Genomic DNA, 17,057 nt, shown 5'->3' on the forward strand with positions numbered 1-17,057 from the left:
GAGCATGATAAAAACCATTGCGTTTATCGGTCTTGGTAACATGGGTGGCCCAATGGCGGCTAACCTGCTAAAGGCTGGATTTAGTGTTAACGTATTCGATCTTGTACCAGAAGCCATTGCTAAGTTGGTTGAACAAGGTGCAACTGCGTTTGATTCTGCAACAGATGCAGCCAAAAGTGTTGATGCGGTAGTGACCATGTTACCCGCAGGTAAACACGTAAAAAGTCTGTATTTAGGTTTTGTTGATCAAGACGGCCTGTTAGATGTTGTTAATGCAGATACGGTATTAATTGATAGCTCAACGATTGATGCTGAAAGTGCAAAATTAGTGGCTAACCAAGCGGCAGAAAAAGGCATTGAGTTTATTGATGCTCCAGTATCAGGTGGTACTGCTGGTGCGGCGGCGGGTACATTGACCTTTATCTGTGGTGCGTCAGATGCTGCGTTTGATAAAGCGAAGCCGGTTTTAGAAGCAATGGGCGCTAATATCTTCCATGCTGGTAGTGCTGGTGCAGGGCAAGTCGCTAAGATTTGTAACAACATGCTTTTGTCGGTACTTATGGTTGGCACATCAGAAGCGTTACAGTTAGGTAAAGATCACGGCTTAGACCCTAAAGTACTTTCTGAAATTATGAAAGTGAGTAGTGGTGGAAACTGGACGCTAGAAAAGTATAATCCTTGCCCTGATGTGATGGAAAGCGTTCCATCATCGAATGACTACCAAGGTGGCTTTATGGTGGATCTGATGGTGAAAGACTTAGGTCTTTCTCAAGAAGCGGCATTATTAACAAATTCCAGTACACCAATGGGCGCATTGGCTCGAAGCTTATATGTTAATCACGCTCGTCAAGGTCATGGTCGTCGTGATTTCTCAAGTATATTTGAACAGTTTTCTAAAAAGTAAGGGATCATCTAATGGATGTAAAAGGTAAGGTTGTCGTCATTACTGGCGGTGCAGGTGGTTTAGGTTTCGCAATGGCGCAATCGTTTGCCAAAGCTGGGGCGAAACTCGCGCTTATCGATGTTGATCAAGAAAAATTAGAAAAGGCTTGTGCGCTATTGGGTGATACCGAAGTACAAGGTTATGCCCTTGATATTACCGATGAAGAAGATGTTGTTGCAGGGTTCCAATATATTCTGGAAGACTTAGGTCAAGTGAATGTACTGATCAACAATGCGGGTATTCTACGTGACGGAATGCTACTAAAAGCTAAAGAAGGTGAAGTAACTGCCCGTATGGCTTTAGAGCAGTTCCAGTCAGTGATTAACGTAAACCTAACAGGTTCATTCTTGTGTGGTCGTGAAGCTGCTGCTGCCATGATTACCTCTAAGCAACAAGGTGTGATCATTAATATCTCTAGCTTGGCGAAGGCGGGGAATATCGGGCAGACTAACTATGCGGCGTCTAAGGCTGGCGTTGTTGCTATGTCAGTGGGCTGGGCAAAAGAGCTCGCTCGCCATGGCATTCGCAGTGCAGCGATTGCTCCGGGTGTTATCGAAACTGAAATGACAGCCGCTATGAAGCCAGAAGCCCTTGAGCGCTTAGAAAAGATGGTTCCAGTAGGGCGTTTAGGCCAGGCTGATGAAATTGCATCTACGGCTAAGTTTATTTGCGAAAACGATTATGTAAATGGTCGAGTATTTGAAATTGATGGTGGGATTCGTTTGTAATTATCCGTAATTCATGTAGATTAGCCGAAGTTCGTTGCTTCGGCTTTTTCTTTAATACTGACACAAAAAAATGCAACAGTTAGAGTGGATAGTGCAAAAAGCACTCTTGATTATAGGAATTATCGGCACTGTAGTTATGTACGGTGGTTGCGCTTATTTATTTTTAAAGGGAGCGCCACTCAATCTCGAAGTGTTGTTTTTATTACCTTGTCCACTAATTTGTATCTTTTTGGGTTTGAAGTTTAACCATTCTAGAACGAAGCCAAAACCTGCCAAGCCCTCCATGGAAGCCTAATTCCAAATTAATCTTGCTTTAGATTTATTGAATCTAACTCGCTTTTATTTATGATCTTTTACGTATCAAATAATTTTGGGAGTCTAAGTTTTGGCTGTAAGCAATGTTTCTAGTTACATGCAACCTGCAATGAATGGTTTAGCACTTCAAGTCGCTCAGAGAAAAATAAAGCAAAGTCAAATATTATTGAAAATCAACGGCCATCAATATAGGTTGGATCTTTTTTTATCTAGACGGGAAGTAAAGGTATTACATATGGACTTTCATACTGAAAATAACGCCTTTACTACTGTACAAGCAGAAAAAGATTATATTGTAAAAAATCTTTTTCGCTTTATAGAAAAGGCTGAAGAATTTATTCTGAATCAAAAACTACAGCAGTTTAAAACGTTGCAATCAAGCGCTGAACCTTCATTGAAGCCAGCATCTGCACGTCTCACCTCCGTTCATAGGAGCATTTCTGAACCTTTATCGAGAGGTGGTGCAGATAAAGACGGTACAAAAAATTCAGTATTCCATATAGATATAGCTGAGTGGAACAAACATAAAAAAGAAGCAAAGGCTCGTCAAACAGTCTCACAACCAACCACTCCAAAGGTAACCGTTTCAGCTACACAATACGCTAAATATGTTGTTGGTTTTGGTTGTTCTCAGCAGGTAACTAAACATGATCCTTTTGATTGGGATAATGAGCTAAACTGGGGCGTTCTACAAAATGAAAAGAAAGCCCAATTAAAGTACAGTTCCATTGAAAAAAGTGAAGACAAAACCCTTACTGAAGATCTAGATGAGCAGTACCCCCATGTAAGTTCTGATAGTCCTTGCGGATCTCCAGAATTAGGTTATTTGTTCTGCAGCCAACTAGCAATGGATGGAAATCCAGTTGAAATGGTTGAAACAAAGCCTGTAACACTTGCTCAAGGCAAAGACATTCATAAAGAACCAAACCTAAAAGGATTTGCACAGGAACCTTCTACGTCTATACCCGTTCGTACAAAAACTGATATTAGAGCTGTGCGCAGAGAAAAAAACTTATTTAAAGGGTTAATGTTTTCCTAGATGCCGTTCCCAATTAGATTTTTGATTGACCGACATAAAAAGCTGTCGTTATTACATTGACTGCTGTTAATTTTTTAGGTTAAACAAGGCGGAAAATGTGGAGTGTAGTTATTAATGACAGACACAACTGTCGTTACTTCGTTTCTACACGAGCATTCGACAACGTAGTTTAAACAAACAAGAAACGCAGCCCTTCGGGTTACGTCTAAAATTTGCAAACTCTTTGTTATTCATCTTTCATTTAGCCCACTAAACTTCATTCTTCGTGCCTTGATTTTGCAAATTTTAGGCTTTAACAAATCAAAAAATCTTTAATGGGGAACCGCCTCTAGTGTTCTTTTGCTTTCAACCACTTTTCACGAGACAAAATCTGAGTATTTTCTTGCCCTATAAATTCTTGTTTCCTGAGGGTGACTTTCGCTAAAATGTCGCTCTTTTTTATATCATCAAATTGCCCCCAGTTGACAATTTCAGTGATGTGGCGATAGCAGCCCATGCATATATCATCGTCATTTAAACCGCAGCGAGCAACACAAGGTGATTGCATTTTTTCTTTCCTTTTTGAAAGGAATACTAATTGAAGAGCAGCAGGAAGTTAAGTTGTTTGAACAGCATTTTTTCGAAATAAATAGGTTACTAGTTAAATCTAAAGCATTATGGCAAGTGGCGAGCTTTGAATGCGATGCACTGCCATGGGAGCGAGAATTTCCTGCGCTTGCCAAGGCTGTTTGGTCATTTTCTGATGAACAAATAGAAGAATTAGATGTAGAACATCGCCTGTTGGTTGAATCATTGCTACCTGCACTAAAGCGTGACCTTATTTCACAAGGCATTGAGTGGGAACTAAAGTATCTTTGCTTTCCGGCACTAAAACAAAGTGAAGAAACTGAGGTTAAAGAGTACCCAAGCCGATTATCAGCAGGAGTAAAAGGGCGCAAGTGGCAGCAAATAACATTATTTAGTGACTCTGTAATGAGTCAAGGCTCGTTACAGAGCTCGTTTCTAGAGTGGTGTTCAGGTAAAGGTCACTTGGGTAGGCTACTTGCATTTAGAACCAATAGGCTGGTTACGAGCTTGGAGTGGCAATCAGATTTAAGCCGTCAAGGTCAGTTATTGAGTGATAAATTTAAACTCCACCATCAACATATATGTGGAGATGCTTTTAAAGAGGGTGAAAGTCTACTCAAACAGAACCAACATGCCGTAGCACTTCATGCCTGCGGAGATCTACATGTAGAACTTTTGAAACAAGCTTCTGAAGTGGAAGTAAAAGCTATTACTATTGCTCCATGTTGTTATCATCTAATAAAAGATGAAGAGTATCAAGCATTATCAAAACAAGCGAAATCATATGGCTTACAGTTATCTAAAACTGACCTACGTTTACCGCTACAGCAAAGTGTTATTGCGAATGAGGCAAAAAATAAAATGCGACTCAAAGAAATGGCATGGCGCTTAGGTTTCGATAGCTTGCAACGACAAGTACGTCAACGGCTTTCTTATCTTCCCATTCCGACTATAAAACAAGCGCAGCTTTCAGGAACATTTAAAGATTTTTGTTCTTGGGCGGCAGATCAAAAACAGCTTTGCTTACCAATAAACATAAATTTTGAACATTTTGAACAATTGGGAGTTCATAGGCAAAAACTGACTCGACGGATAGATTTAGTCGCTCATTTATTCAGACAGGCCATTGAGTATTGGTTATTGTTAGATCGCTGTTTATATTTGCAAGAGCAGGGTTATGAAGTGGAACTGTCTGAGTTTTGCCATTTTGATGTAACACCTAGAAACAAATTAATCCGAGCAAACGTTAGGACGTGATGATCTTTCTTGATTGTTTTTGCAGCGATAAATTGGTTACCTTATGCAAGGCGGAGTTTGTGAAGTGTGGTTATTCCACATAAACAAGCGATAACGCAGCAGAAGTGACCAATTTACGCTGTCTTCGATGCTTTTGAGCACTTCCTGTTCTGTGTTGTGACCAGCTTACTTAGATAGCTAAGCTTCACTGCTCACTCCTTGAATATAAAGTGCTCAAATAGCACAAAATTCAATCCTGAAAGTTCAACACGTCCTATGATTTTGCTCAATAAAGACAAAAAGCATGAGTTTATATTGCAACTGGACGTAATTCTTGATGAAATGTTGCGCTAGTTTTAATTGAACAAAATAATTGCATGAAATACTCCCGGGTTTTTATTAATAGCCTGGCTTACGAATTGGCTCCAGTTGTTGTTTCGAGTAACGAATTGGAATCTCGGTTAGCCCCTTTATATCAAAAATTTCGCATTCCGATCGGTCAGTTAACTGCATTAACAGGTATTGCTGAGCGTCGCTGGTGGCCAAAGAATCACCGTTTATCTGATGGTGCAATTTCGGCTGCTCATAAAGCTATTGATGAAACTGGAATCAATGTGAGTGATCTTGGTGCTGTTGTTTACACAGGTGTATGCCGTGATCAACATGAGCCTGCAACGGCTTGCCGTATTGCAGCCAACATTGGTGTATCTCAAGATACGGCAGTCTACGATATCAGTAACGCATGTTTGGGTGTGTTATCGGGCATTTTAGACATCGCGAATCGTATCGAGCTCGGACAAATTAAAGCGGGTATGGTGGTGTCGTGTGAGTCTGCTAGAGATATTGTTGATTCAACCATAGATCAAATGCTGAATGAGCCAACCATGCAAAACTTTGCGCAATCTTTGGCAACCTTAACGGGAGGCTCTGGTGCGATTGCGGTGATTTTAACTAACGGCAGCTTGCCTTTAAAAAATGAACGTCAACATCAATTGTTGGGCGCTTCGCATTTGTCTGCACCTGAACATCACCAATTATGCCAATGGGGATTACAGGAAAAAGGGCAGCACTTGTATCGTGAGTTTATGAAAACTGATGCTGTAGCACTGTTAAAAGAAGGCGTAGAATTGGCGAAGCACACTTGGGAGCATTTCTTAACCCAGCGTGATTGGCTGGTTGAGCAAGTTGATAAGGTGATATGTCACCAAGTTGGTGCATCTAATCGTAAGCAAGTATTAAGTGCGCTTAACATACCATCTGAAAAAGAATTTCCGACGTATCAAAAACTTGGAAACATGGGTACTGTCTCATTGCCTGTATCTGCTGCTTTGGCACATGAGCAAGGCTTTTTGAAAAAAGGCGATCAGGTAAGCTTTTTAGGTATTGGCAGTGGCTTAAACTGCATGATGCTTGGCTTAAAGTGGTAAGGAATAAAATGCTAGAACAATTACTGCCATTTAAAGGGCATTATTTTGAGCGAAACGGCTTAAAGCAGCACTATCTAAACCAAGGTGAAGGTGAGCCAGTGGTTATGGTTCATGGCAACCCTAGTTGGTGTTATTACTATCGAAATCTTGTTTCTGAGCTGCAAAAAACACATCAGTGTATTGTGCCCGATCATATCGGTTGTGGGTTATCCGATAAGCCAAACGATACCGACTACGACTATACCTTAAGTCAACGTATTGATGATCTTGAAGCGCTGCTTGATCACTTGGACGTTAAAGAAGACATTACTTTAGTGCTACACGATTGGGGCGGAATGATAGGTATGGGCTATGCGGCTCGTTATCCAGAACGCATCAAGCGCATTGTGCTGCTAAACACTGCAGCGTTTCACCTTCCTAAAAGTAAAATGTTTCCAATTCCACTGTGGATTTGTCGAAATACCTTATTAGGAACCTTATTGGTTAGAGGTTTTAATGCATTTTCGAGTATTGCCTCTTATGTGGGCGTGAAGCGTAAGCCTATGCCTAAAGCGGTACGTGAAGCTTATGTTGCCCCTTTTAATAACTGGGATAACCGTATTTCGACTTTGCGATTCGTACAGGATATTCCACTTTCGCCTTCGGATCGTAATTATGATTTTGTTTCTGAAATTTCAGCCAGTCTAAGTCATTTCTCACATTTACCGATACTGGTGTGTTGGGGACATAAAGATTTTGTTTTCGATAAACACTTTTTGAAGCAATGGAAGCAACATTTCCCAAGTGCTGTTTACCATGAGTTTCACGATTGTGGACACTATATTCTTGAAGATGCCAGCGATGAAGCCATAGGTCATATTTCGCAATTTATGAAAACCACTGAGCCATCAGCTGCCAATGAATCGGAAGCGGCTTAAGCCATGAACTTATGCCGACATCTCAAACTGGCTGCCGTCGAGCAGCCTGATGCTCTAGCAGTAGCGGTTCAGCAATACCGTAAAGGTAAGTACCACTACCAAGAGCTGAGCTTTTCTCAACTTCATCAAAAAAGCGATCAGATTGCCAATGCCTTAACCGAGTTTGGTATTACTCGAGGCATGAAAGCGGTGTTGATGGTAACACCAAGCTTAGAGTTCTTTCAGCTTACCTTTGCCTTGTTTAAAGCCGGTGTTATTCCGGTAATCGTTGACCCAGGTATGGGACTAAAAAACCTTAAGCAATGCTTTGCAGAGGCTGAGCCTGATGTATTTATTGGCATCGAAAAAGCGCATATCGCTCGTAAACTCTTGGGTTGGGCGAAGGGAACGGTTAAGCACTCTATTAATGTTGATATTCCAATCGCCAATCCAAAACTATCTGGGTTGAAATCACTGCTGACTTCAAGCTCAAACTTATCGACTATTCTGGCTAAACAGCAATCTAAATACACTTTTGAAAGGGCTGAGTTAGATGCCGATGAAATGTGCGCGATTTTGTTTACAAGTGGCAGCACAGGCGTACCAAAAGGTGTTGTCTATAGTCATAAAATGTTTGAAGCGCAAATTCAGGCATTAAAAAACGACTATGGCATCGAATATGGTGAGAAAGATCTAGCAACGTTTCCTTTGTTCTCACTATTTGGTCCAGCATTGGGGATGGCGTCTATTGTGCCCGATATAGATGCTAGTAAACCAATTACTGCGGAACCAAAGCATTTATTTAAAGCTGTTGAGGATTACCAGTGCACTAATATGTTTGCGAATCCTGCTTTAGTTAACAAGCTGGGTGCAGCTGGTGAAACCCTGAGTCAAAAACTACCATCAGTAAAGCGAGTGATTTCAGCTGGGGCGCCAGTCACAATTGAAGCAATTCAACGTTTTAGTAAAATGCTAAATGATGGTATTCCTGTACTTAACTCTTATGGTGCAACTGAGTCATTACCAATTTCAATGCTAGCAAGTGATGAATTATTTGAAACGCAAGAGCAAACAAATAATGGGGCTGGTATCTGTGTTGGTCGCCCAATTTCAGGAATGCAGATCAAAATTATTGATATTACTGAGCAAGACATTAATGAATTAGCTCAAGCTAATGAACTCGGTGTTGAACATATTGGTGAAATCATAGTTACTGCAGATGTAGTGAGCCAAAGCTACTATCGAAGACAAGCGGCTACTCAAGCTTCAAAAATTAAAGATGGTGATAAGATCTGGCATCGAATGGGAGATTTGGGCTACCTAGATGCTGATGGGAAACTTTGGATGTGCGGTCGTAAAGCGCATAGAGTCGATACTGAAAGTAAACGTTATTATTCCATTCCCTGTGAAAGAATATTCAATACTCACCCAAGTGTGGAGCGGTCAGCACTGGTTGGTGTGAAAGTTCAAGGTAAAGTTACTCCTCTTGTCTGTCTTGAATTAAAAGAAGAGCAGGGTTGTCACAACAGTAAACTCATTTATGCAGAGTTAACGAAACTAGCTGAACAACATTCACAAACTCAAGGGATTATGGATTTCTTACCTCACCCTGATTTTCCTGTAGATGTAAGACACAACGCTAAGATTTTCCGAGAGAAGTTGGCTGTTTGGGCGCAGAAGAAGGTTGGTTAATTGTATACAATTTCGAAATTTTTAACGTTTCGTAAGGAGTAATAGTGTGAGCGTCAACAGAAGCGCACATCCATGTGCTGACGACCGTGACGTCCTGTCACGGACGGTTTCCTTATCACACTATTACTCCCTTCTAGGTCTACTGACTAATCTAGCAATAAACAGTTTGATTAATTTACCTATTATTAATGCCATTTCTGCGAAAACAGGAATCTAGTGTCTTTAGAAAAAGGATGTGAGATTTCTTAATTCGCGTGGATGGCAATAAAATAAAACCGAACAGAAAGACAATAATGAATACACTCCATGAAATTGAGCAACAAGCGCTTGAAAAATTAGCATCAAAGGTGAGTCATGTTTTTGTGACTGGTGCTGGTGGCTTTTTAGGGTTTGCAATATGTCAGCGTTTGATTGCAGCTGGTATTAAAGTGACGGGATTTGCTCGCGGTAACTATCCAAAACTAGAACAGCTTGGCGTCACCATGGTACAAGGAGATTTAGCTGAGCCACAAACAGTAGCCAAAGCAATGCAAGGATGTGATTTTGTCTTTCATGTTGCATCAAAAGCGGGGGTTTGGGGGAGTAAGGAAAGCTACTTTAATCCCAATGTAAAAGGTGCCGAAAACGTAATTAAAGCTAGTAAGTCAAACGGTATCAAATACATAGTCTACACAAGCACACCTAGTGTGACCTTTGATGGTCACGATGAAAAAGGCATAAATGAATCTACCCCTTATGCTTCGCAATTTATGAATTATTATGGCTTGTCTAAATCGATTGCCGAGCAAGCCGTTTTAAGTGCCAATGATGCAAATCTAAAAACAGTGGCAATTCGACCACACCTGATTTGGGGGCCAAATGATCCTCATTTAGTACCTAGAGTTATTGAACGTGGCAGAGCTGGACGTTTAAAGTTGGTAGGGAAACAAGATAAGCTAGTAGATACTATATACATCGATAATGCCGCTTATAGCCACATTCTTGCTGCAATTGCGTTAACGGAAGAAGATTCTAAATGTGCGGGTAGAGCATATTTTGTTAGCAATGACGAGCCCGTAACTATGGCAAGTATGCTTAATCAAATTTTAGCTTGTGTGCAATTACCACCTATAACCAAACGTGTTCCTGTTGCAGTAGCTTATTCTGTTGGCGTTGTTTTAGAGTTAATATATAAATTGCTTAACAAGCAAGATGAACCGATCATGACTCGTTTCGTGGCAAAGCAATTGTCATGTTCTCACTACTATGATATTAGTGCTGCAAAGGAAGATTTTGGTTATCAACCCATTATTTCAATTACTGAGGGCATGGAAAGACTAAAACAGAGTTTGTGAAGTGTGGCTGGACCGACATACAAAACTGTCGTTACTTCGTTTTCCATATAAACAAACGATAATGCAGCAGAAGTGATCCAATTTACGCTGTCTCAGAACTTCCTGTTCTGTGTTGTGAACGGCTAATTTAGATGACTAAGCTTCGTTGCTCTCGCCTTGAACAGAAAAGTATTTGAATAGCACAAAATTTAGTTCTGTATGATAAACACATCCTAATTTTCATTGATAAAGGCAAAATGACACAAAATTATTATTTAGTATTAAATGGTATTTAAATTAGGGAAAGTATGTTGGTAGCGTAACATCATGATAAATAGGATTTTGGTGACTAGATAAGTCCTCATGATAATCTGCATGGTGTTAGTAAACTAATGAAACGTTTCCTATCCGTAAATTCAATTAGATGTCGCATACGACAGAGTCATGTTTATCAGGCTAGTCATAATATGGAAGCAGCTATAACCTAACTGAATCCTATCAATCAGTTTCCTATTTACCTTATAATTTTTTAATTGACGAACAGGTTGTTCAGTGAACTGAAAGCTTAAAGGCCTCGTTAACAGCAATTTTAAGCGTAAATTCACTCCCGCCTGAGTGTAAGTCAAACTTTTTAAATATTACAGCAGTAACAATGCCTGCTGTAGCAGGTTAAATCTGAAAAAATTTTATTGTTCAAGACCAGTTCCAATAAATTACATCTTTAATAGTATCGTCGAAGAGGGTCATACTTTGCTTCGAAACTTGGTCAATTTTTAATTTTTCATATTCCGAAAGGTGCTCACAACATTGATGAAAGTCAGAAAAAAATGCATCATAACTTTTTGTTCTGCCATCACTACAGTTTTGCTTTGTCACTCTCCAATATCCAAGAATGTCTTTCGGCGGCACTTCATCAGAATCAATTTCTAATGCTGATATGATATGGCTACTAATAAATCCAGTGCTTTTTATATTACCCAGTTCTTTAATTGTCTCATACAGTGGAATTGCTCTTACCGCTCTAAATACATAAACATTTGTTGACTTATTCCAGATAGGGAATAGCGTAGCAACAGCTGCATCTTGACTTGCACATACCGCTGTTTGAGGTATGGACTCAAGATATAACTGAGATCCAAAAGGCGAATGGAATACATCTTTAAGCTTCAAAGCGAAGGAGTTAGTTGGTGAAAACTGTCTAATTTTAAAACCATAATCAACAATGACGTCCTTATCACGACCGTCTCCTCTATAGGCAAGTCCGCAATCCCTAACTGCACATTCTTTAGCTGTGTATTGATTGTTTTCATAGCTCCAAGATTCGAACTGTGGAGCACTCGAAAAAAGTTTTAATAGAAAAGACATCAATATCTCACTTTCTTCAGTGTGCGTAATAATTAAAGTCGCTAAGCTAAACACGCTTCATAATAATGATATCAAACTTACTATTTCTAAAAGTTTAGGCAGTGTTAACCTAGGTGTATTCAAAATATATAGTTGAGCTTAATTTGTTTGGGCTCTCTCGCCTCGTCTTTTAAGTTTCTCTGTTTTAATTCTAAGCACTTCTCTTTTGAAATCAATAGCTAAAGGTGGAAGCTGATCGTCAGGCGTTGAGAGAAGCTGATCATAATTACTGCTCATAATGTTCGAAGCTGCAAGATACCTAACCTTTGCGTACTCATTTTCCAATGAAGGAGGTAAAGTTGAACTGCGAGGGACTTGGGCTGGAGCCGCAGAGGGAGGTATCTGTTGTGTTGAATAAAAAGAGTATTGGCCTGATTGCTCTTGTTTAGCATTCGGGTCTCTAAATTCGCTTGGTGGGATGTAGCTACCATCATCACTTGTCGCGAGACTTGATACAGAACCAGTCCTGTGTGCATGTATTTCAGACTCTGTATAAGGAGGACGCGCAATAGGGGAAGGAAGTGTATTGCTTGAAGTAGTTATATGATAAATGGGGTTGTCTATGCTTGAAATATTTTCAGTTGCGAACCTTGAAGCTGAAGATCCGTTAGGAAAAGACTCCGGATCTCCTGTCGAGGTTTGTTCCGAACTAATTGCGCCATAAGCAATATTTAATGAAGTACAAGGATGTTCATTCGCTATAGCTTGAGGCTGAGCAGGTGGTAAAACTCTAAGGTAGCCTAGATAAGTGCTCTCTGGTTGCAGTGCACCTTCTTGGCTTTGAATCCCAGCAACACTCTGTCTATCTTCATGTCTTAAAGGTACAAGATAGTCAAATGGAACTGGAGGAGGAACACTTGAGCTGAAGGCTATATTAAATTCAACAGGAGGTTCATTCCTATGTAGTCTAGATTGCTGAGGTTCTTGCATATCTTCATCATTCCATCCCATTCTTGTAGTGTTACTTGGGTTAGGCGAACGTTGAGATTGACTGGGGTTAGCAACTTGTGGCTGGATATGTTCATAAGACAAACTGCTCTGGCCTGGGTGATATCTGTTAGCGGCATTATAATCGCCTGTGACAGACTCAGGACGAAAATATAACGGGTTGAACTGCGCCCCTCGTAAAGAAAGATCAGATCTTAAGTTTGCATTTGATAAATTTGTACCCTTGCTTCTATTCCGTAGTTTATAAGAAAATATGCCAACAATAGCACCACATGCCACGAGTATGAAAAAGGAAATACCTGCTACGCAAATTATAATTAAGGTTCCACCTGTGAACACTGTACCACCATCTTGCGTCGCAGTTTTAACTGGTGTAGATGTTACAGATGTTGCTTGGCTTAGCAACTGAGTGATCGTTGCACTGACATTACTCGGCAGTGATGTCAGTAGTTGTGAGACTACTGATGTGTCTATGCGGGTTGCTGCATCAGTAAGTGTCACTGTCAAAGGAGTATGACTTGTTATGGTAAGAGTCGGATCTATAAAGCTAGGACTGCTGAGTGATTGGCTGTGAACAGTACTTGTGGTTTTAGAAGCAGCCGGAAGAGTGCTAGAAACCGCTGGTGGTGTTGGTTCTATAGGCATCGAACTTGATTTAGTTTGAGTGTTTATTGATGTGGCATCTTGCGAACTTGTTTGTTGGGCACTGGTAGTCGAAGGTGGCGTAGGCTCTACAAATACTGAACTAGATTCTGTTTGCGTGTTTATTGACGCGGTATCGTGTGAACTTGTTTGCTGAGTACTTGAAGATGCAGGTGAACTTTGATATTGAGTTGTTGGTAGTATTGTTGATTCATAAGATATCTTGATTGGATTTGGTTCTACCTCACAAGGAAGTGAATCGCTTGGTTCTAATAAACAATGAAATTGTGGTATATCACCACCACAGCTGGTGGCTCCACCGCATCCCGTTATATTTTTATTAAAGCGTATACCGTAACCGTCTACATAGTTGGTGCACGTAACTTGTTGAAAGCAATGTGCGTGTGGAGAACCGAAGTAGTTATTGCTTTGATGCACATATGGCTTACACACGCGTATGTCAGCATTGCTGCTTAAATAGGCATTCGAATCACTATAGCTTGCACGAAAACCTAATGTAATGTTTTGGTATTCAAATACCTGTTGGTATTCGTTACATGTTACCTTTGGAAATTCGTTAGGCTCGATATCTGTTAGCTTACAAAATGGTAAGGTACCGGCTTCAGTTGCTCTGATGCCCTCGAGACACGTAGGGGAGTGACTAAAGTCTAAGCTTAAAAAATCATACGCTCGGTTACAGGTTAAATTCCATGACTGAGTATAAATGTTGTAGCAAGTGTGAGACGTATAGTGACAAAATTGCGAGTGACCATTATTAGGTAAACATTGTGAGTTATTAATATTAAGTTTTATACCAAAACCACTACTTGAGCACTGTACCTGCTGGTAACACTCATCAGCTGGAAAGAATGGATGAACATTTCCAAAGGGATATTTACAAGCCATCGATTCAGAATCACTAATTTTAAGTGGTGAGTTATTAGTACCTAACACATAACGCGTTCCATTCTGATAGAAGAATGTAGGATTTTCTTCACAATCTACAATTGGCAGTTCTGGGAGGGAACGTGTTTCTAATCCTTTAGAATCATAGCTAGACTTAGATGTCTGATCACGCTGCAGAATTTTGTCACGCATAGCTCCAAATTCATCCATACGTTGTCTATATTTCACCTCTTCATCAGAAGCTTTCAAAGGTGGTTCCGGCGCAAGGGTAACAGAAGTATGCCACCACTGTTTTATACTATCAGCGACAGAATTTCCAAAAGTCCCTCCAGCTAGACCTCCTACAAATTTTATCGGTTCTCCGGTGAGTGCATAAGTTAAACTTTTAGGATTTACATCAAACCACTTCATCACATTGTAATGAACAATATGAGCGAGCTTAGAGCCTCCCAGTGTTCCCGTCACCATCAAAGCGGAATTTAATGCTGGAGTACCTTTTACTGCATACCCAAAGACTCCGAACACAACACTGGCAATGATTTCTGTTCTAATATTCTGAGAAAGCTGCTTATCGAGTTCTGAAGGTTGTTCTTCCAATGCATCAAAGTATTGTAAGCCATCGTCATTATCATATGGCACCTCTGCATCCTGATGACGAAAAAATTTAGCGTCCAGAGTTAAGGCTATACGTGTGGCGATTGATACTCCGCCATGAGTTGCAATCGCCACGGCTACCCCAGCAGCAGGGTTTACCAAATATGTAATTAGTGTGCCGACCCCGAATCCAAAGGTTAATTTTGCAGTTTGGTAAGCCAAAGCTTTGTAGTTAATGCTTTCTGTTTCTTTAGATGGGATTGATGAGGTACTTGAATTTTGGAGAGCTTGGTCTGTAAAAGGTACTGGATAGGTGTGTTCATTCGATAAAAGCTCATAGTTGCTTGATGTCTTATCACAGCTAGGCCTGGGAGGAGCATAAGTTTGTTTAGGAAATTCAAAGCGTTCAGTTATTTGACCGATTTCAGGTGATACAGTTCCCATTTTGTGCTCCTCTTTAACTTAGCGTATTTAAAAAAGCGCGAAAATTTAGAGAGCCGTTCTTGGCCTTATGATTTTGAACATTCTAAGTCGGATACTTGGATATTGTATGCTGATGATTTTTTGACCGTTTGTAACTATGTCTCTTAATTTGTAACTATGTCTCTTAATATTGTTAAATTAAAAATTAGTTATATCATATAACAGATTATTGGATGAAGAGAAATACATAAGATTCTAATTAACACATAAATATATATAATATTTATGTGTTTCATGAAAATTAAATTTTATTAATTTTGGGTTGTAAGCATGTTTTGTATGTAATATCCATTATGGTTAATGAATTTTATATTAAGGGTAATAAAAAATAAAAAGTATGCTTAAAGATTAGTTTTTTGTTGGTCTATTTAATCTATGAAGCTTAAATAATATTTTGTAATCGGAGATTTCGCAATGAAATTAGCACTACCGAAATTAGTTGTTTTTTCATATCTTTCACTATTATTATTCTCGTCAATTAATATTGCTGAAGCTCAAGAGTACGATACATACTTGGCAAATAACACTACCCAGCAGCAATGTTCGATGCAAGCTTTACATGAAGGCGTGTTTTATATCATAAAAGATGTCCTCAGCTCTAAAGAATGTACCATTGGTAACGTGAATGTGTCCTTTATAGCCAAAGTCGGCCAAGATGGAAAAGTGCAGGCAGGCATAAAGACGCCAAACAATGAAATCCCTATGTCTAACTCAACTGAGATAAGACGAATACAAATACATAATCAGAATGATCTATATGAGCTTTCCGAAAAGATCACCAACAATGTCCCAACTTTCGCAATTACAAAGCAGCCCAATAATCAATTTATTTCTGATGCAAACAAATTATCGATATTAACCTATAACCTTTGGGGAACGAGCATATATGGTTCAAAGAAGGTTTCAGAACGATTTAATGAAATGCCTAAATATTTTCATAATTATGATGTGCTAGCCTTTGAAGAGCAATTTGATGTTAAACCAACGCAAGCGCTTCACAGTGCATTAAAAAGTGAATATCCTTATCAGACTGAGAAAGTAAAACAATCAGGTAGATTACTAAGTGCTGGTATTTATATCCTCTCTCGTTACCCTATTATAAAACAGTCATCTATTGTTTATCACTCTTGCAGCGGTTTACAGTGTTTTGCTTCGAAAGGGGGGCTTTACGTAGAAATTAATAAAAATGGGCAGAAATATCATATTTTTGATACTCATACACAATCAGGTGATAAAGATAAAGAAGTGAACGCAAGAAAGTCACAAGTCAAAGAACTTGCACAGTTTATTAAATCTCAAGGTATACCTGATGATGAACCGATTATCATTGCAGGAGACTTTAATATTGCAATGCATAAGCAGCAAGCGGATTACGATGAGATGCTTACAACACTTAACGCTACTCATCCCGATTCATCAGGTTACCCTCTCACTTATGATACAAGTGTTAATAAATGGGCAGATCCGGTGCAAGCCTATTTTGACTATTTGATGTATGGAAACGATCATCTGTTACCTATCTCTGCAAGTTTAAAGGTTATTGCTCCAAGAAGTACCACTGACTCACTTTGGAACTACTGGGATTTATCCGATCATTTTGCTGTTGAAGGGGTGTTTGAGTTTGCAACACCAGCACAAAACTAAAGTGTCAGAATTTTGATTAAACAGGCACGTTGTTATTTATCAATTTAGTTTTGATAAAAAACACAGAATTTATTTCAGATTACAGAGGAGGAAATTAATAAGTTGGTAGTTGATTTTTTCAATTCAACGCTTTTTTAATAAGTCGTTGAGTTGTGAAACCTATATTTAACGAGCGGAGCGAAAATCTCGGGGGCTTGCCCCCGTGCTGGATAGTGTAGACTGGGCGGTTCCCAGTCTATATTATCCTGTATATGGAACTTCAAAGAAATTCACATCACGT

Annotated in this window: 12 protein-coding genes; 9 read left to right on the forward strand and 3 right to left on the reverse strand. The window is 39.6% G+C overall.

Translation table 11 applies throughout. The annotated features are described in order from the left end of the window. The first annotated feature begins 7 nt into the window (after positions 1-7). The 3 genes from mmsB (at position 8) to D5018_RS09060 (ending at position 3,025) form a co-directional block, all read left to right on the forward strand. Positions 8-904 carry a 3-hydroxyisobutyrate dehydrogenase gene (mmsB, locus tag D5018_RS09050; protein WP_121838700.1) on the forward strand — a complete coding sequence of 299 codons (897 nt, stop codon included), beginning with the start codon at positions 8-10 and terminating at the stop codon, positions 902-904. An 11-nt stretch (positions 905-915) separates the two neighbouring features. Then, the gene (locus tag D5018_RS09055; RefSeq protein WP_121838686.1) at positions 916-1,671 is read left to right on the forward strand and encodes an SDR family oxidoreductase; all 756 of its coding nucleotides are present in this window, start codon (positions 916-918) and stop codon (positions 1,669-1,671) included. Between the two features lie 385 nt (positions 1,672-2,056). Beyond that, positions 2,057-3,025, forward strand: a complete 969-nt coding sequence (locus D5018_RS09060) for a hypothetical protein (protein WP_133309268.1) — start codon at positions 2,057-2,059, stop codon at positions 3,023-3,025. Between the two features lie 328 nt (positions 3,026-3,353). On the opposite strand, the gene D5018_RS09065 is transcribed toward D5018_RS09060, so the two are convergent. Then, positions 3,354-3,572 carry a DUF1289 domain-containing protein gene (locus tag D5018_RS09065; RefSeq protein ID WP_121838688.1) on the reverse strand — a complete coding sequence of 73 codons (219 nt, stop codon included), beginning with the start codon at positions 3,570-3,572 and terminating at the stop codon, positions 3,354-3,356. Between the two features lie 53 nt (positions 3,573-3,625). On the opposite strand from D5018_RS09065, the gene D5018_RS09070 reads away from it, so the two are divergent. From D5018_RS09070 to oleD, 5 genes are all read left to right on the forward strand, one after another. Continuing rightward, positions 3,626-4,849 (forward strand): methyltransferase, encoded by a 1,224-nt coding sequence (locus tag D5018_RS09070; protein WP_121838701.1) that lies wholly within the window; start codon positions 3,626-3,628, stop codon positions 4,847-4,849. A 356-nt stretch (positions 4,850-5,205) separates the two neighbouring features. Then, entirely contained in the window at positions 5,206-6,255 is a 1,050-nt protein-coding gene (locus D5018_RS09075; protein ID WP_121838689.1) for a 3-oxoacyl-ACP synthase III, read from the forward strand. 8 nt (positions 6,256-6,263) lie between these two features. Further along, the gene (locus tag D5018_RS09080; RefSeq protein WP_121838690.1) at positions 6,264-7,172 is read left to right on the forward strand and encodes an alpha/beta fold hydrolase; all 909 of its coding nucleotides are present in this window, start codon (positions 6,264-6,266) and stop codon (positions 7,170-7,172) included. A gap of 3 nt (positions 7,173-7,175) precedes the next feature. Further along, positions 7,176-8,843 carry an olefin beta-lactone synthetase gene (oleC, locus tag D5018_RS09085; protein WP_121838691.1) on the forward strand — a complete coding sequence of 556 codons (1,668 nt, stop codon included), beginning with the start codon at positions 7,176-7,178 and terminating at the stop codon, positions 8,841-8,843. A 293-nt stretch (positions 8,844-9,136) separates the two neighbouring features. Then, complete coding sequence (gene oleD / locus D5018_RS09090) at positions 9,137-10,177, forward strand: 2-alkyl-3-oxoalkanoate reductase (RefSeq protein WP_121838692.1); 1,041 nt, start codon at positions 9,137-9,139, stop codon at positions 10,175-10,177. Between the two features lie 672 nt (positions 10,178-10,849). On the opposite strand, the gene D5018_RS09095 is transcribed toward oleD, so the two are convergent. Both D5018_RS09095 and D5018_RS09100 read right to left on the reverse strand, forming a co-directional pair. After that, the gene (locus D5018_RS09095; RefSeq protein WP_121838693.1) at positions 10,850-11,521 is read right to left on the reverse strand and encodes a hypothetical protein; all 672 of its coding nucleotides are present in this window, start codon (positions 11,519-11,521) and stop codon (positions 10,850-10,852) included. A gap of 138 nt (positions 11,522-11,659) precedes the next feature. Continuing rightward, complete coding sequence (locus tag D5018_RS09100) at positions 11,660-15,094, reverse strand: hypothetical protein (protein ID WP_121838694.1); 3,435 nt, start codon at positions 15,092-15,094, stop codon at positions 11,660-11,662. A gap of 453 nt (positions 15,095-15,547) precedes the next feature. Here D5018_RS09100 and D5018_RS09105 point away from each other — a divergent pair, with 453 nt between their 5' ends. After that, positions 15,548-16,777 (forward strand): sphingomyelin phosphodiesterase, encoded by a 1,230-nt coding sequence (locus D5018_RS09105; protein ID WP_121838695.1) that lies wholly within the window; start codon positions 15,548-15,550, stop codon positions 16,775-16,777. Positions 16,778-17,057 lie beyond the last annotated feature (280 nt).

Source organism: Parashewanella curva (assembly GCF_003675895.1).
GTDB lineage: Bacteria > Pseudomonadota > Gammaproteobacteria > Enterobacterales > Shewanellaceae > Parashewanella > Parashewanella curva.